The sequence below is a fragment of the Paenirhodobacter enshiensis genome, from assembly GCF_000740785.1.
Lineage (GTDB): Bacteria > Pseudomonadota > Alphaproteobacteria > Rhodobacterales > Rhodobacteraceae > Rhodobacter > Rhodobacter enshiensis.
Genome location: NZ_JFZB01000059.1, coordinates 1 through 13,930 on the forward strand (window position 1 = coordinate 1; position 13,930 = coordinate 13,930).

A 13,930-nucleotide genomic window follows, 5' to 3' on the forward strand; every position below is an offset into this window, starting at 1 on the left:
ATTCGGCCCGGGCACGAAAAAGCGATTGTCATTGTGTCGTCTCGGCGGCTATCATTGGCGAATGTCAGTGAAGCCTGCATCTGCGCGCGCTTCGCTCACGAGTTTCGCTGATTTCAGGATCGGTCGCCGGCGCGATGGTGCAGGCAGGTCCGGATCAACCGATTGGCCGAAAGGCCGCAGTCCTGCCCCGGTTCGTCCGGGGTCTCAGTCGGGTGCCGGAGGAGGTTTCCTCTCGTGCTCTGGAAGAACCGCGATGGCGTACGGTTATGACAGATGGATGATGTCGGGAGGGCCTCTGGCCTCCGCCACCCATCGTCGTCCGGTGACGCCCGCCTCAATGAAAAGTCACGCCGTGATCGCCGCTCCCTTGCGGAGCGGGTCGGAACGGGTGTGCGGAAAACGGATACATGGCAAAGAAAATGCTCATCGATGCCACCCACGCGGAAGAGACGCGTGTGGTGGTGGTGGACGGTAGCAAGGTCGAGGAATTCGACTTCGAGACCATCAATAAGCGGCAGCTCGCCGGCAATATCTATCTGGCGAAGGTGACGCGGGTGGAGCCTTCGCTCCAGGCCGCTTTCGTCGATTACGGCGGCAACCGTCACGGCTTCCTGGCCTTCTCGGAAATCCATCCGGATTACTATCAGATCCCGGTCGCTGACCGGCAGGCGCTTCTGGAAGAGGAACGCGCCTATGCCGAGCAGGAAGAGGCCGAGGAGCGCGCCCGCAGCGCGCGCCGTTCGCGCCGTCGCGGCGGGGCCAAGGCCGAGCAGGCCTCGGCCGATCCGGTCGTGCGCTCGGAAGACATTCCGGGCATGTCGGTCGTCGATCCCGAAGCGGTGAGCGATGAGCTGCCCTCGGACGTCGTGATCTCCGAGGGGGCCGAAGCTCCGGTCGCCGGGATCGTGGAAGACGCGATCGTCGAGGATACCGCCGCTGACGAGATCGACGACGATTCGGACGAGCCTCATGCCGGCGACGAGATCGAGTCCGTCGCCGAGGAGGACGTGCAGGAGGAAATCCATCACGTCCGCAAGCCGCGCGCGCGCCGCTACAAGATCCAGGAAGTCATCAAGGTGCGCCAGATCATGCTGGTGCAGGTGGTCAAGGAAGAGCGCGGCAACAAGGGTGCGGCGCTGACCACCTACCTGTCGCTCGCCGGCCGTTACTGCGTGCTGATGCCCAACACCGCCCGTGGCGGTGGCATCTCGCGCAAGATCACCAATGCCGCCGACCGCAAGAAGCTGAAGGAAATCGCCTCGGAGCTGGAAGTTCCGCAGGGCGCCGGGCTGATCGTCCGCACCGCCGGCAGCCAGCGCACCAAGACCGAGATCCGTCGCGACTATGAATATCTGATGCGCCTGTGGGAGCAGATCCGCGAGCTGACGCTGAAATCCGTCGCGCCCGCGCCGATCTACGAAGAGGCCGACATCATCAAGCGCTCGATCCGCGATCTCTACTCGAAGGAGATCGACGAGGTTCTCGTCGAGGGCGAGCGCGGCTTCCGCTCGGCGCGCGATTTCATGCGCATGATCATGCCGAGCCACGCCAAGAACGTGAAGCTCTACAACGAGCCGATGCCGCTCTTCGCGCGCTTCCAGGTGGAAAGCTACCTAGCCGGGATGCTGAACCCGGTGGTGCAGCTGAAATCCGGCGGCTATCTGGTGATCGGCATCACCGAGGCGCTGGTGGCGATCGACGTCAACTCGGGCCGGGCCACCAAGGAAGGCTCGATCGAGGAAACGGCGCTCAAGACCAACCTCGAGGCCGCCGAAGAGGTCGCCCGTCAGGCACGTCTGCGCGACCTCGCCGGTCTGATCGTCATCGACTTCATCGACATGGACGAGCGCAAGAACAACGCCGCCGTCGAGAAGCGCCTGAAGGAAAAGCTGAAGACCGACCGTGCCCGCATCCAGGTCGGCCGGATCTCGGGCTTCGGCCTGATGGAAATGTCGCGTCAGCGCCTGCGCCCGAACGTTCTCGAACTGACGACGCAGCCCTGCCCGCATTGCCACGGCACCGGGCTGATCCGCTCGGACGACAGCCTGGCGCTGCAGATCCTGCGCGCCATCGAGGAAGAAGGCACGCGCAAGCGCTCGCGTGAGGTGCTGGTGAAGTGCCCGATCGCGGTCGCCAACTACCTGATGAACGCCAAGCGCGAGCATATCGCCCAGATCGAGACCCGCTATGGCATGGCGGTGCGGATCGAGGCTGATCCGAGCCTGGTCAGCCCCGATTACACCATCGAGAAGTTCAAGACCGCCACCCGCGTGGTGCCGGAGCCGAGCTCTCAGGTCGTCCATGCCTCGGCCGAGCTGATGGCCGAGATCGACGAGGCGGATCTGCTCTACGAAGAGAGTGAGGCCGAAACCGAGGAGACCGAAGCCGAGGCCGAGACCGAGGCCGAGGCCGTCGCGACCCCGGCGGAAGAGGGTTCGGACGATGCGCCGCGCAAGAAGAAGCGTCGGCGTCGGCGTCGTCGGCGTGGCCCGGGTGGCGAGGAAGGCGAGACCGCTGCCGCGGAAGCCGATGGCGAGGCCGAGGGTGAAACCGAGGCCGAGGCCGAGGCCGATGCTGACGGCGACGATGCGGCCGAGGATGCCGCACGTGCCGCGGCTGCCAGGGCCCTGGCCGGGATCGCTCTGCCGGACCTGCCGGTCGGGGTGGCTGCTGCGGAAGCGGTGAGCGCCGAGCCCGTCGTTGCCGAAGCGGCTCCGCTCGCCGAAGCTGCGCCCGAGGCTCCCGTTGAGGAAGCCGTGGCCGAGCCGGTCGCGGAAGAGCCCGCGCCGAAGCCGAAGCGCACCCGCCGCAAGAAGGTGGAGAAGACCGAAGCTCCGGCCGAGGCGCCTGCTGCCGAGGCGGTGACCGAAGCCGCTGCGGAGGCCGCCACGGAGGAACCCGCTCCGAAGCCGAAGCGCCGCCGGACGACCAAGAAGAAGGCCGAGGCCGCGCCCGCGGTGGAAGCGGCAACTGAGGCTGCTCCTGCCGAGGCCGCTCCGGTTGTCGAGGCGCCCGTCGCGGAACCCGCTGCCGTCGAGGTGGCCCCCGTGCTGGAGGCTCCGGTGGCCGAAGCGACTGCGCCCGAGGCGCCGGCCGCCGAGCCCGAGGCTGAAACCGAGACCGAAGATGCCGGTCCCGCGAAGCCCAAGCGCCGCGGCTGGTGGTCGGCCGGAAACTGAGGTCTGACCCTCTGAAACAGAAAAACGCCGGGGTTTTGCACCCCGGCGTTTTTTCATGTCCGACGGACGCGATCTCCGGCCCTGCCCGGGCGCCACGGCGGGGCTTCCCGCTCGCCCGGCGGTTTCGTGATCCGCGCATGGGTGACGTCCCGCGCCGGGTGAGGTAAGCCTCGGGCATGTTCGGAACCGATCTCATTCTCGATGCCTCGTTCCTGCCCGCGGTGCTGATTGCGCTGGTGGCGGGGGTTTTGTCCTTTCTCAGCCCCTGCGTGCTGCCCATCGTGCCGCCTTACCTCGCCTTCATGGGCGGGGTCGGTGTGGCCGAGATGGCGGGCCCTGCCGCGTCGGCGCGGCGCAAGGCGCTGTGGGCGGCGCTGTGCTTCGTTCTGGGACTGTCGACGGTGTTTCTGCTGCTGGGAATGAGTGCCTCGGCGCTCGGTCGGGCGCTCGGCGCCTGGCAGGACTGGCTGACCCGCGGCGCGGCGCTGCTCATCATGGTGTTCGGCGCGCATTTCGTCGGCGCGTTCCGCATCGGCTTCCTCGACCGCGAGGCGCGGTTCGACGGCCATGCGGGCGGCGGCTCGGCGCTCGGGGCCTATTTGCTGGGGCTGGCTTTCGCCTTTGGCTGGACGCCTTGCCTCGGACCGGTGCTGGCGGCGATCCTGTCGCTGGCGGCGGCGGGGGGCGGCATCGGTCGCGGGGCGGTGCTGCTGGCGGCCTATGCCGCGGGGCTCGGGCTGCCGTTCCTCGCGGTCGCGGCGTTCTTTCCGCAGCTGCGCGGTTTCATGGGCTGGATGCGCCGCCACATGGGCCGGATCGAGAAGATCTCCGGCCTGTTGCTCTGGACGGTCGGTCTGATGATGCTGACCGGGCAGTTCCAGGCACTGGCGTTCTGGTTGATCGACACTTTCCCGGTGCTCGGCGCCATCGGCTGAGCGGCGCGGGGAAGGCTCAGAGCGAGCCGGACGTCACTTCGCCGTCCGAAGCCCCGCCCGAGCTGCCGCCGAAACCGCCATCGAAACCGGCGCTGGCCGAAGACGAGCTGCTGGACGACGATCCGTAACCGCCGCCGAACCCGCCGCCAGCCGCTCCGCCACCGCCGCAGCGATAGATGTGGCGTGCCTTGATAGGGGTCACATTCTCGGTTGCGACATAGCGCGCCGTGCCGCCGCATTTCTGGTCGGCCAGATCCTGGGTCTCGGGCTTCGGAAGAGGGGCCTCGCGCAGGGTCGAGACGTAAACCGCCACGGTGCCGTCCGACAGCTCCGTTGCCGAGGGCAGGGAGGCGCAGGCGGAAAGGGCGAAGGGCAGGGCCGCGATGGCGAGCAGGGGGGCTGTCTTCATGGCCCGATGTTGGCCGATCGGGATGCGATTCGCCAGAGCCTCGCCCGGTCCGCCCCATCCGACCGGCTGATTTTCGCGTGATGCTCAGGGACGGGGCGCCTGGCGGGGCATTTCGTCCTCGAACCCGGCCAGCCAGGCGCGCAGCCCGGCGTCGAACGCGCCGCGCAGATCCTCCGGCAAGGCGGCGATCAGACGGTGCTGGTTCGCGACATGGGCGCCCACCACCTGTTCGATCAGCGCAAACCCCGCCTCCGTCAGCGCGACGACACAGCCACGCCCGTCTTCGGGGTTGGTCCTGCGTGCGATCAGCCCGGCCGCCTCCAGCCGGTCCAGCCGGTTCGTCATCGTCCCCGAGGTCACCATCGTCCAGCCGATCAGCGCCGAGGGGCTGAGCGCATAGGGCGCCCCCGCCCGGCGCAGCGTCGCCAGCACGTCGAAGCTGGCCGCACTCAGGCCATGCGCCTTGTAGACCTCGGCCAGCCCGGCCGCGAGATGATCGCACAGCCGTTTCAGCCGTCCGAACGTGCCCATCGGCCCGACGTCGAGGTCCGGGCGCTCGCTGCGCCACTGGGCAAGAATGCGGTCCACCTGATCCATGCACGAGACATGGCGCGGAATCGTCTTGACGTCAAGATAATGTCGGTCCAGTTATCTTGACGTCAAGATAAAAAGGAATCCGCGATGTCGCGAACCACTGATGCCCTGCTGACCGCCTGTGCTCCGGCGATCTGGGGCAGCACCTATATCGTCACCACCGGGCTGTTGCCTCCGGGCTATCCGCTGAGCGCGGCGGTGCTGCGCGCGCTGCCGGCGGGGCTGTTGCTGATCGCGTTGAGCCGCCAGCTGCCGCCGCGGGACTGGCTCGGGCGGCTGGCGGTTCTGGGCACGCTCAATTTCGCGCTGTTCTGGGCGGCGCTGTTCGTGGCGGCCTATCGGTTGCCCGGGGGGGTCGCGGCAACGTTGGGCGCGGTGCAGCCGCTGTTCGTGCTGCTGATGGCGCGGGTGCTTCTTGGCACGCCGCTGAGTGCGCGCGGGATCGGCGTTGCGCTGGCGGGGATCGTGGGGGTGGCGCTTCTGGTGCTCGGCCCGCGGGCGACGCTCGATCCGGTCGGCGTGGCGGCGGCGCTGATCGGGGCGCTGTCGATGGCGCTCGGCGTGGTTCTGACCGGGAAATGGCGTCCTGCGGTGCCGGCGCTGACCTTCACCGCCTGGCAGCTGACCGCGGGCGGGCTGATCGTGCTGCCCGTCGCGCTGATCGCCGAGCCGCCGCTGCCGGTGCCGAGCCTGGCCAATATCGCCGGGTTCCTTTGGCTGGGCCTGGCGGGATCGGCGCTGAGCTACTTTCTCTGGTTTCGGGGGATCGCGCGACTCGGCCCGGCGACGGTGACCAGCTTCGGCTTTCTCAGCCCGCTGACGGCGGTGCTGCTGGGGGCGCTGATTCTGGGCGAACGCCTGAGCGCGGTGCAAACCCTGGGTGCGGCGATCGTGCTGCTGTGCGCCTGGCTGGGGGGCCGGGCGCGCTGAGCGAGGGGGGAGGGGCCCCCTGCTTATTCCATCGTCGCGATGATGGTGCGCAGGGTCGCGACGCCCTCGCCCTTCTCGGAGGAGGTGACGACGATCTCGGGATGCGCGGCCGGGTGCTTCGTCAGCGCCTGAGCGACCTGCTCGATCACCTTCTCGCGCTCGGCCTTGCTTATCTTGTCAACCTTGGTCAGCACCACCTGGAAGGTCACCGCCGAGCGGTCGAGCAGCGTCAGGATCTCGTCATCGACCGCCTTCACGCCGTGGCGTGCGTCGATCAGCACGAAGGCGCGGCGCAGCGTGACGCGCCCCGACAGATAGGCCTTCAGCAGGCGCTGCCATTTCTCCACCACCGCCACCGGGGCCTCGGCGAAGCCATAGCCCGGAAGGTCGACCAGATAAGGCCCTTCGGTCGTGGTGAAATAGTTGATCTCCTGCGTCCGGCCCGGCGTGTTCGAGGCCCGCGCCAGGTTCTTGCGCCCGGTCAGCGCGTTGATCAGCGAGGATTTGCCCACGTTCGAGCGACCGGCGAAGCAGATCTCGACCCGGTCGGCGGGCGGCAGGCCGGCCATCGCGACCACGCCTTTCAGGAACTCGACGGGGGCGGCGAACAGCAGCCGGCCGCGCTCGCGGGTCAGGTCGTCGGGCTCGGGGGCGAGGGTGAATTTCATCGTCATGGCAGAACCTCCACGGCATCGTCACGGGCGATCTCGCCCGCGCGGCGCACCAGGCCGAACAGGCCGAAGGTGGTGTCGCCGGTGATCTCTTTCAGGGCGCCGAGGGTGTTGAAATCCTCGGTCCCGGTTTCGGGGCTGGCGCAGGTGGCGCGGCAGCGGGTGATCGGCTCGACGATCTCGATCTCGGCGGTGGTGCCGATGCGCAGCCGTCGGCCCACCAGATCGCGTTCGGCCCAGGGGGCCATGCCGCGCAGCCACAGGTTGCCGCGAAACCGCGGCGGGCTGAGCATCTTGCCGCTGCGCGCCGACAGATCGTCGAGCGAGTCGAGCGACAGGATCGACACGAAGGCCTCGCGCGAATCCGTCAGCGCAAGGCCCGGCTTCTCGACCGCGCGCGGTGCCGGCCGGTTCGCGGGCCACAGCGGCTTCAGCCAGGCGATCAGCTTTGCCTGATCGGCCGGATCGTCGAGGTCGACGCGCAGATGCCACAGTTCGGGGTGGGTGAACTCGATGCTGCCGTCGTCATGGGTATGGGCGGCGACCGCCATCAACCCGGGCGCCGCGGCACCGCGGACGAAATCGCGTTTGGGCGCCCAGTCGGAAAGCGGGCTGTCGAAGCGCGCCTCCATGGTCGAGATTGCCCAGATCCGGTCGAACGGAAGAACGCGCCCCTCGGAGAGGGACGCGTTGCGGATTTCCTCGAAGCCGATCGACTTGACCGGATGTCGGAAGATGCGGGCGAGGCTCGCCGTCACTTCGACGTCCCGCCCTTCGCCTTGGCCTTGCGCTTGAAGCTCTGGCGGATGTTGCCGAACAGATCCGGCCGCGCGCCATGCATCGACATGATGATGTATTGCTGCACGAAGGTGATCGTGTTGTTGGCGATCCAGTACAGCACCAGCCCCGAGGCGAAGCTGCCCAGCATGAACATGAACACCCAGGGCATCCACGCGAAGATCATCGCCTGGCTCGGATCCGTCGGCGCGGGGTTCAGCTTCTGCTGGAACCACATCGAGATGCCCAGAAGGATCGGCAGCACGCCGAGCGAGAACATGAAGAACATGCTGTTCGGCTCGGGGGTGGCGAAGGGCAGCAGGCCGAACAGGTTCAGGATCGAGGTCGGATCGGGCGCCGACAGGTCATGGATCCAGCCGATCCAGGACGCGTGATACAGCTCGATCGTGACATAGATCACCTTGTAGAGCGAGAAGAAGATCGGGATCTGCAGCAGGATCGGCAGACAGCCGGCGGCCGGGTTGACCTTGTTCTTCTTGTACAGCTCCATGATGCCTTGCTGCATCTTGGTGCGGTCGCCGCCCGTGGCTTCCTTCAGCTTCTCCATCTCGGGCTGCAGTTCCTTCATCTTCGCCATCGAGATGTAGGACTTGCGCGCCAGCGGGAAGACCAGGGCCTTGATGATCAGGGTCAGCGCGATGATCGCCCAGCCCATGTTGCCGATCGCGCCGTGCAGCCAGTGCAGCAGCCAGAACATCGGCTTGGTCAGGAAGAAGAACCAGCCCCAGTCGATCGAGTCGACGAAGCGCTGAATGCCGGCCTTGTCCTGATAGGCCTTGATGACTTCCCATTCCTTGGCGCCGGCGAAGAGGCGCGTGTCGGTCGTCACCGTGGCGCCCGGAGCGACCTCGACGGTGGGTTCGCGGATCTCGGCCTGATAGATGTCCGAGCCGGCGGTGTATTTCACCACCGAGGTGAAATCGCCGTTCGCCGGAACCAGCGTGGTCATCCAATACTTGTCGGTGAAGCCGATCCAGCCGGTCTGCGTCCCCTTGAGGATATCGGCCTGACCTTCGCCCGACACGGCGTCGAGCTTGGTGATCGCGCTGTACTTGGTTTCCTGCAGCTTGCCGTCGGTCATGCGCACCGCACCTTCGTGCAGCACGTAGACATGCGAGGCGGCCGGGATGCCGTGGCGCGCGATGATGCCATAGGGTGCCATGCGCACCGGCGCGCCGGTGGTGTTCTCGACGCTCTGGCGGATGGTGAACAGGTAATTCTCGTCAACCGAGACGGTGCGGCTGAACTTCAGCCCGGCGCCGTTGTCCCAGGTCATGGTGACCGGGGTCTTCGGCGTCAGCACGGAACCCGCGGGCGCGGTCCAGACCGTCTTCGGCCCGGGCAGCGCGGCCGGGTCGAGCCCGCCCGCCGGCGACCAGCCGTAGAGCACGTAATAGGGATTCGAGCCGTTCGCGACCTCGGCACCCGCGGGCGACAGCAGCCGCACCAGCGGCGAGCTCTTGTCGAGCGAGACCTGATATTTCTTCAGCGACAGATCGTCGAGCCGGCCTCCCATCAGCGAGATCGAGCCGGTGAGATCCGGCGTGTCGATGGCGATACGCGGCGCGTTCGCGGGCGTCGGTGCCGCCTCGATGGCGGCCGTCGTGGTCGTGGCCACCGCATCCGACGCGGCGGGGGCCGCGGGCGTCGTCTGCTCGGTCGCGGCAGTGCTGTCCTCGGCCGGTTTGGTCGGCGGGAAGAAGTAGGTCCAGCCTATCAGCACGACGACCGAAAGGACGGTCGCGAGAATGAGATTCCTGTTCTGGCTTTCCATTGGTTTCCGTCTGCCGCTCCGAAGTCAGGCCCGGTTCAACAGAAGGGGCGGCGAAAGGTCAAGGGCTTTTCCCTCTTGCGGCCGGATGCAGCCTGCGACAGCGGGCGATTCCCGTGCTGCCGCAGAGGTCCGGCAGGGGCTCAGTCGAAGCCGTGCAGCCGCGGAATGTCCTCGTCGGGGGCGGCGCCCGCGACGGTGCGCATCAATCCGGCGAAATCGAACACCGACGGATCGCACAGATGTGACGGGCGCACGTTCATCAGCGCACGGAACATCACCTGGCGCCGGCCGGGCGTGCGGCTTTCCCACTGGTCGAGCATCTGCTTCACCTGCATCCGCTGCAGCCCTTCCTGGCTGCCGCACAGATCGCAGGGGATGATCGGATAGTTCATCGCCCGGGCGAAGCGGCCGCAATCGGCCTCGGCCACGAAGGCGAGGGGGCGGTAGACGAACAGATCGCCTTCCTCGTTCACCAGCTTCGGCGGCATCGTCGCCAGACGCCCGCCGTGGAACAGGTTCATGAAGAAGGTTTCGAGGATGTCGTCGCGGTGATGGCCCAGAACGACGGCGGAACAGCCCTCTTCGCGCGCGATGCGGTAGAGGTTGCCGCGCCGCAGCCGCGAGCACAGCGAACAATAAGTCCGCCCCTCGGGGATCTTCTCCTTCACCACGGAATAGGTGTCCTGATACTCGATCCGGTGCGGCACGCCCATGTCCTCGAGGAACTTCGGCAGCACCGTCGAGGGAAAGCCCGGCTGACCCTGATCGAGGTTGCACGCCAGCAGATCGACCGGCAGCAGCCCGCGCCATTTCAGCTCGTGCAGCACCGCGAGCAGCGTATAGCTGTCCTTGCCGCCCGACAGGCACACCAGCCAGCGCGCGCCGCGCTCGATCATGCCATAGGTCTCGATCGCCTCGCGGGTCTCGCGCACGATGCGCTTGCGCAGCTTCTTGAACTCGGTCGAGGAGGGGGCGCCGGCGAACAGCGGATGGATCGGGGCGTCTTCGTCGTCAAGCATGGTCATGGTCCTTGCAGCGCCGGCGGGCGTCGAATTCGGGATCGGCGCCGGGCACCGGGTCATAGCCGAAGCCGCCCCACGGATGACAGCTCAGCACGCGGCGCGCGGCGAGCCAGCTGCCGCGCAGCGCGCCATGGCGTTCCAGCGCCTCCAGCGCATAGGCCGAGCAGGTCGGCTGATAGCGGCAGCCATGCCCAACCCAGGGGCTGAACAACAGCCGATAGCCGCGCACCGGCAGGGCGACGATATGGGCGAGCGGGCTCACGTTTCGGTCGGGGGCGTGGTGGCGGCGGGTTTCGCCCCGGCCTTCGCCTCGGCGGCCTTGCCGCGCGGCGGGCGCGGCTTCTGCGGCCGGGCCTTGCCGGAGTGGATCTCCGTCAGCGCGCGGATCAGATCGGCCTGCAGCGCGGCGAAATCGCGGCTGACCGTCGCGCCGGGGCGGCCGACCAGAACGTAATCCCAGCCCGGACGCGCCAGCCCCGCGAAACCGAGGCGCGCCAGCGCCCGAAGACGCCGCTTTGCCCGGTTGCGGGTGACGGCATTGCCGATCTTCTTGGAACAGGTGAAGCCGACCCGGATCGTATCGGGCAGAACCGGTTCTTCCGCGCGGCGTTCGCGCGCCTGCAGCAGGAAGCCCGGTGCCGCCTGACGCAGGGCGGAGGCCGCACGCAGATAATCCGCCCGCTGGCGCAGAACTTCCGTGCGAATGACGGACGGGCGCGCAGCCGGTGCGGCGGCGGAAGTTTCATCCGCGCAAACGGAAACCGCCGGGGCGCTTCCCGCACCCCGACCTGAAAGGTCAGTCACGGGAGCCTCCGGCGGTGTCATGGGCTGAAGCCGTGTCTGACTTACGCCGACAGAACCTTGCGGCCGCGCGCACGGCGGGCGTTCAGGACTTTGCGGCCACCCTTCGTCGCCATGCGGGCGCGGAAGCCGTGACGGCGAGCGCGCACGAGTTGGGACGGCTGATAGGTGCGTTTCATCGCGGGATACTCCGGTTGTCGTTCTACGGTCGGGCAACACGAAACCTGCCGGATTCGGCTGCCGCTCATATTCGAGGACTGGTCTTTAGGGGTAACCCGGCGGCGAGTCAATTCATCTGTGCCCCGAAACCGGTATTTTCCCGCCGGTTTGCGAGGGGCGGGGCGGTGGCGCTCTGTTCAAAGCTCCGCAGGGTTGGTATCTGTGTCTGGCCGCCGGCGAAAGATGGTTTTCGGGCCGGAGCGGCGAGGTGTTCGTCGCGGGAGACCATGAAGATCAACACGCTGTCCGGTCGGTTCCTGCTGCTCACGACGGTTTTCGTCGTGCTTGGCGAGGTGCTGATCCTTGTTCCGGCGATCACCAATTACCGTCACGACTATCTGGAGACGCGACTCGAGCGGGCGCAGATCGCTTCTCTCGCGCTGCTGACCACCGACCAGATGATCGAGCCGGAGCTGGAACAGGAGCTGCTGAACAACGCGGGCGTCTACAACGTCGTGTTGCGCCGCGATTCCGCGCGCCAGCTGGTGCTGTCCTCGCCGATCCCGAAGCCGATCGCGGATACGTTCGACCTGCGCGAGATCTCTTTCCCTGAGAGTGTGCGCGACACCCTGTCCGAACTGTTCAGCACCGAAGACGACATCATCCGCGTCGTCGGTCAGCCGGTGCAGCAGGGCGGGCAGGTGATCGAGGTCACCCTCGCCACCGCGCCGATGCGGGTTCAGATGCTGGAATACGGGCTGCGGATGCTGATCCTGTCGGCGCTGGTCAGTGTCGCCACGGCGGTTCTGTTGTTCTGGGCTGTGCGCCGGCTGATGGTGGTGCCGATCAAACGTGTCGTCGCGCATATGACGGCCTACGCCGACGCGCCCGAGGATGCGCGCCTGATCATCGAACCCGAAGCCGGAATCGAGGAACTGCGCGTCGCCGAGGAGGCGCTGGCCTCGATGCAGCGGCAGCTGACCGCAGCGTTCAAGCAGCGCGAGCGGCTGGCGCAGCTCGGTCAGGCGGTGGCGCGGATCAGCCACGATCTGCGCAACATCCTGACAACCGCGCAGCTTCTGGCCGACCGGATGGAGGAAAGCGACGACCCGCGCGTGAAGCGCGCGGCACCGAAGCTGATCAACTCGATCTCGCGCGCGGTGAACCTGTGCGAGACCACGCTTGCCTTCGGCAAGGCCGAGGAGCCGCCGCCCACATTGTCACGCTTCATGCTGGCAGGGCTGGTGCAGGATGTGCTGGAGGGCGAGCGAATGGCGGCGAAGGCGGGGCTTGTCGATTTCGTCACCGATGTCGCGCCGAATTTGTCGATCCGGGCGGATCGCGAACAGCTTTACCGGGTGATTTCGAATCTGGCGCGCAATGCGCGGCAGGCCATCGAATCGACCGGCACCCCCGGAACGATCGAAATCGGGGCCGGTGAGGAGCCTGAAGGCTGGTGGATCCGCGTTCAGGACAGCGGTCCCGGCCTGCCCGAGCGCGCCCGCGAAAACCTGTTCCGCCCCTTTGCAGGCAGCGTCCGCAAGGGCGGGACGGGGCTCGGCCTGGCCATCGCTGCCGAGCTGGTTCGCGGCCATGGCGGCCGCCTCGATCTGGTGCGCAGCGATGCCGAGGGCACCGAATTCCGTATCCATCTGCCGGGCGATACCATCCTCGCCGCTCCGGGAAGCGAGCCGGAAAAGCCTTTTTCGTGACCTGTTTCGCTGCTGAAAATTGTTGTTTGTCAGTGTGTTGAAAGAAAAGTTCCGAGGTGGTGCGATTTCGCTCTTGCGGCCTGCGGGGGCGGGGGCTAAATACCGCCTCACCGAAGCGGAACACACCGCTTCTGGATGCACCCGTAGCTCAGCTGGATAGAGCATCAGACTACGAATCTGAGGGTCGGGCGTTCGAATCGCTCCGGGTGCACCATTTTCCATCATCTTTATATTTCGTATCTTGCGGGATTACCCGTCAGGTTTCTGATCTCGGCCGCTTTGTGGCGGCTGTCAGACCGTCAACGCGAAGAGCCTTCAGCCGTCACTCAGTGAAGCTCTTCAGCAGGACCAATATCTAAAAGGTTGAACATGCGATCTGCGCCGCCGGTGGCATCGCTGGCCCGTGTTGGCTATAGGCAACGCGCAACAGGAAGCATAGCCGAGAGCCTTCATGGAACGTACCCGTACCCAGAAAGAACGAATGCTGGCGGGTGAACTGTATTTTGCAAATGATCCGGAACTAAGCCGTGAGCAGCTTAGGGCACAGAAGCTCCTGGAGCGTTTCAACACCACGGAAGCGACCCAGGAAGCAGAGCGCACCGATCTCCTGAAAGAGCTGTGCGGCCATTTTGGCAAGGCAGCAGTAGTCAAACCAACCATGCGGTGCGACTACGGATACAACATCTCAATCGGCGCGAGGACGTTCATCAACTACGATTGCGTCCTTCTCGATTGCAATACGATCACCATCGGTGAGGAAGTGCAGATAGCGCCGGGCGTGCAGATATACACGGCGACCCACCCTCTGGATGCTGCTGCAAGACGCACCGGAGCAGAATATGCCCTGCCAGTGCGTATCGAGGATGGTGTTTGGCTGGGCGGCGGTTCCATCGTCTGCCCAAGTGTGACCATCGGTGTATCGACCCAGTGAAAATCTGCTCATGCT

Annotated in this window: 14 protein-coding genes and 1 tRNA gene; 6 read left to right on the top strand and 9 right to left on the bottom strand. The window is 66.4% G+C overall.

Annotated elements, in window-relative coordinates; translation table 11 throughout:
* The first annotated feature begins 407 nt into the window (after positions 1 to 407).
* Complete coding sequence (locus tag CG50_RS15395; protein ID WP_036640349.1) at positions 408 to 3,179, top strand: Rne/Rng family ribonuclease; 2,772 nt, start codon at positions 408 to 410, stop codon at positions 3,177 to 3,179.
* A gap of 176 nt (positions 3,180 to 3,355) precedes the next feature.
* The gene (locus CG50_RS15400; RefSeq protein WP_036640351.1) at positions 3,356 to 4,114 is read left to right on the top strand and encodes a cytochrome c biogenesis CcdA family protein; all 759 of its coding nucleotides are present in this window, start codon (positions 3,356 to 3,358) and stop codon (positions 4,112 to 4,114) included.
* A 16-nt stretch (positions 4,115 to 4,130) separates the two neighbouring features.
* Here CG50_RS15400 and CG50_RS15405 read toward each other — a convergent pair whose 3' ends face one another.
* Together CG50_RS15405 and CG50_RS15410 are read right to left on the bottom strand one after the other, a co-directional pair.
* Positions 4,131 to 4,523: a hypothetical protein gene (locus CG50_RS15405; protein ID WP_036640354.1), complete on the bottom strand. Its 393-nt coding sequence runs from the start codon at positions 4,521 to 4,523 to the stop codon at positions 4,131 to 4,133.
* 84 nt (positions 4,524 to 4,607) lie between these two features.
* Positions 4,608 to 5,120 (bottom strand): MarR family winged helix-turn-helix transcriptional regulator, encoded by a 513-nt coding sequence (locus CG50_RS15410; protein WP_036640357.1) that lies wholly within the window; start codon positions 5,118 to 5,120, stop codon positions 4,608 to 4,610.
* An 84-nt stretch (positions 5,121 to 5,204) separates the two neighbouring features.
* On the opposite strand from CG50_RS15410, the gene CG50_RS15415 reads away from it, so the two are divergent.
* The gene (locus CG50_RS15415) at positions 5,205 to 6,047 is read left to right on the top strand and encodes an EamA family transporter (RefSeq protein WP_036640360.1); all 843 of its coding nucleotides are present in this window, start codon (positions 5,205 to 5,207) and stop codon (positions 6,045 to 6,047) included.
* 23 nt (positions 6,048 to 6,070) lie between these two features.
* Here the strand turns inward: CG50_RS15415 and yihA are convergent, their stop codons facing one another.
* The 7 genes from yihA to rpmH all read right to left on the bottom strand — a co-directional run bounded on the left by yihA (position 6,071) and on the right by rpmH (position 11,292).
* Positions 6,071 to 6,721, bottom strand: coding sequence for a ribosome biogenesis GTP-binding protein YihA/YsxC (gene yihA / locus CG50_RS15420; protein WP_036640363.1), 651 nt, complete (start codon positions 6,719 to 6,721; stop codon positions 6,071 to 6,073).
* Positions 6,718 to 7,476 carry an MOSC domain-containing protein gene (locus tag CG50_RS15425; protein WP_036640365.1) on the bottom strand — a complete coding sequence of 253 codons (759 nt, stop codon included), beginning with the start codon at positions 7,474 to 7,476 and terminating at the stop codon, positions 6,718 to 6,720. The genes yihA and CG50_RS15425 overlap by 4 nt, the downstream gene beginning before the upstream one ends.
* Positions 7,473 to 9,290, bottom strand: coding sequence for a membrane protein insertase YidC (gene yidC, locus CG50_RS15430; protein ID WP_036640368.1), 1,818 nt, complete (start codon positions 9,288 to 9,290; stop codon positions 7,473 to 7,475). Before yidC ends, CG50_RS15425 begins: the two co-directional genes overlap by 4 nt.
* Positions 9,291 to 9,430: 140 nt before the next feature.
* The gene (gene ttcA, locus CG50_RS15435; RefSeq protein WP_036640371.1) at positions 9,431 to 10,309 is read right to left on the bottom strand and encodes a tRNA 2-thiocytidine(32) synthetase TtcA; all 879 of its coding nucleotides are present in this window, start codon (positions 10,307 to 10,309) and stop codon (positions 9,431 to 9,433) included.
* Positions 10,302 to 10,574 (bottom strand): membrane protein insertion efficiency factor YidD, encoded by a 273-nt coding sequence (gene yidD / locus CG50_RS15440; protein WP_036640373.1) that lies wholly within the window; start codon positions 10,572 to 10,574, stop codon positions 10,302 to 10,304. Before yidD ends, ttcA begins: the two co-directional genes overlap by 8 nt.
* Positions 10,571 to 11,137 (bottom strand): ribonuclease P protein component, encoded by a 567-nt coding sequence (gene rnpA / locus CG50_RS15445; RefSeq protein ID WP_051910083.1) that lies wholly within the window; start codon positions 11,135 to 11,137, stop codon positions 10,571 to 10,573. The genes yidD and rnpA overlap by 4 nt, the downstream gene beginning before the upstream one ends.
* 20 nt (positions 11,138 to 11,157) lie before the next feature.
* Positions 11,158 to 11,292 carry a 50S ribosomal protein L34 gene (rpmH, locus tag CG50_RS15450; RefSeq protein ID WP_036640375.1) on the bottom strand — a complete coding sequence of 45 codons (135 nt, stop codon included), beginning with the start codon at positions 11,290 to 11,292 and terminating at the stop codon, positions 11,158 to 11,160.
* Between the two features lie 267 nt (positions 11,293 to 11,559).
* On the opposite strand from rpmH, the gene CG50_RS15455 reads away from it, so the two are divergent.
* The 3 genes from CG50_RS15455 to CG50_RS15465 all read left to right on the top strand — a co-directional run bounded on the left by CG50_RS15455 (position 11,560) and on the right by CG50_RS15465 (position 13,915).
* Positions 11,560 to 12,984 (top strand): sensor histidine kinase, encoded by a 1,425-nt coding sequence (locus CG50_RS15455; protein WP_036640377.1) that lies wholly within the window; start codon positions 11,560 to 11,562, stop codon positions 12,982 to 12,984.
* Between the two features lie 137 nt (positions 12,985 to 13,121).
* Positions 13,122 to 13,198, top strand: a tRNA-Arg gene (locus tag CG50_RS15460).
* A 237-nt stretch (positions 13,199 to 13,435) separates the two neighbouring features.
* A complete protein-coding gene (locus tag CG50_RS15465) occupies positions 13,436 to 13,915 on the top strand; it encodes a sugar O-acetyltransferase (RefSeq protein ID WP_081880484.1) in 480 nt (159 codons plus the stop codon).
* The last annotated feature ends 15 nt before the right edge of the window (positions 13,916 to 13,930 follow it).

Excerpts from the sequence above, each read along its gene's own strand:
- CG50_RS15395 (WP_036640349.1), top strand. The coding sequence starts at position 408 with ATGGCAAAGAAAATGCTCATCGATGCCACCCACGCGGAAGAGACGCGT.
- CG50_RS15400 (WP_036640351.1), top strand. The coding sequence starts at position 3,356 with ATGTTCGGAACCGATCTCATTCTCGATGCCTCGTTCCTGCCCGCGGTG.
- CG50_RS15405 (WP_036640354.1), bottom strand. The coding sequence starts at position 4,523 with ATGAAGACAGCCCCCCTGCTCGCCATCGCGGCCCTGCCCTTCGCCCTT.
- CG50_RS15410 (WP_036640357.1), bottom strand. The coding sequence starts at position 5,120 with ATGGATCAGGTGGACCGCATTCTTGCCCAGTGGCGCAGCGAGCGCCCG.
- CG50_RS15415 (WP_036640360.1), top strand. The coding sequence starts at position 5,205 with ATGTCGCGAACCACTGATGCCCTGCTGACCGCCTGTGCTCCGGCGATC.
- yihA (WP_036640363.1), bottom strand. The coding sequence starts at position 6,721 with ATGACGATGAAATTCACCCTCGCCCCCGAGCCCGACGACCTGACCCGC.
- yidC (WP_036640368.1), bottom strand. The coding sequence starts at position 9,290 with ATGGAAAGCCAGAACAGGAATCTCATTCTCGCGACCGTCCTTTCGGTC.
- ttcA (WP_036640371.1), bottom strand. The coding sequence starts at position 10,309 with ATGCTTGACGACGAAGACGCCCCGATCCATCCGCTGTTCGCCGGCGCC.
- rnpA (WP_051910083.1), bottom strand. The coding sequence starts at position 11,137 with ATGACACCGCCGGAGGCTCCCGTGACTGACCTTTCAGGTCGGGGTGCG.
- rpmH (WP_036640375.1), bottom strand. The coding sequence starts at position 11,292 with ATGAAACGCACCTATCAGCCGTCCCAACTCGTGCGCGCTCGCCGTCAC.
- CG50_RS15455 (WP_036640377.1), top strand. The coding sequence starts at position 11,560 with ATGAAGATCAACACGCTGTCCGGTCGGTTCCTGCTGCTCACGACGGTT.
- CG50_RS15465 (WP_081880484.1), top strand. The coding sequence starts at position 13,436 with ATGGAACGTACCCGTACCCAGAAAGAACGAATGCTGGCGGGTGAACTG.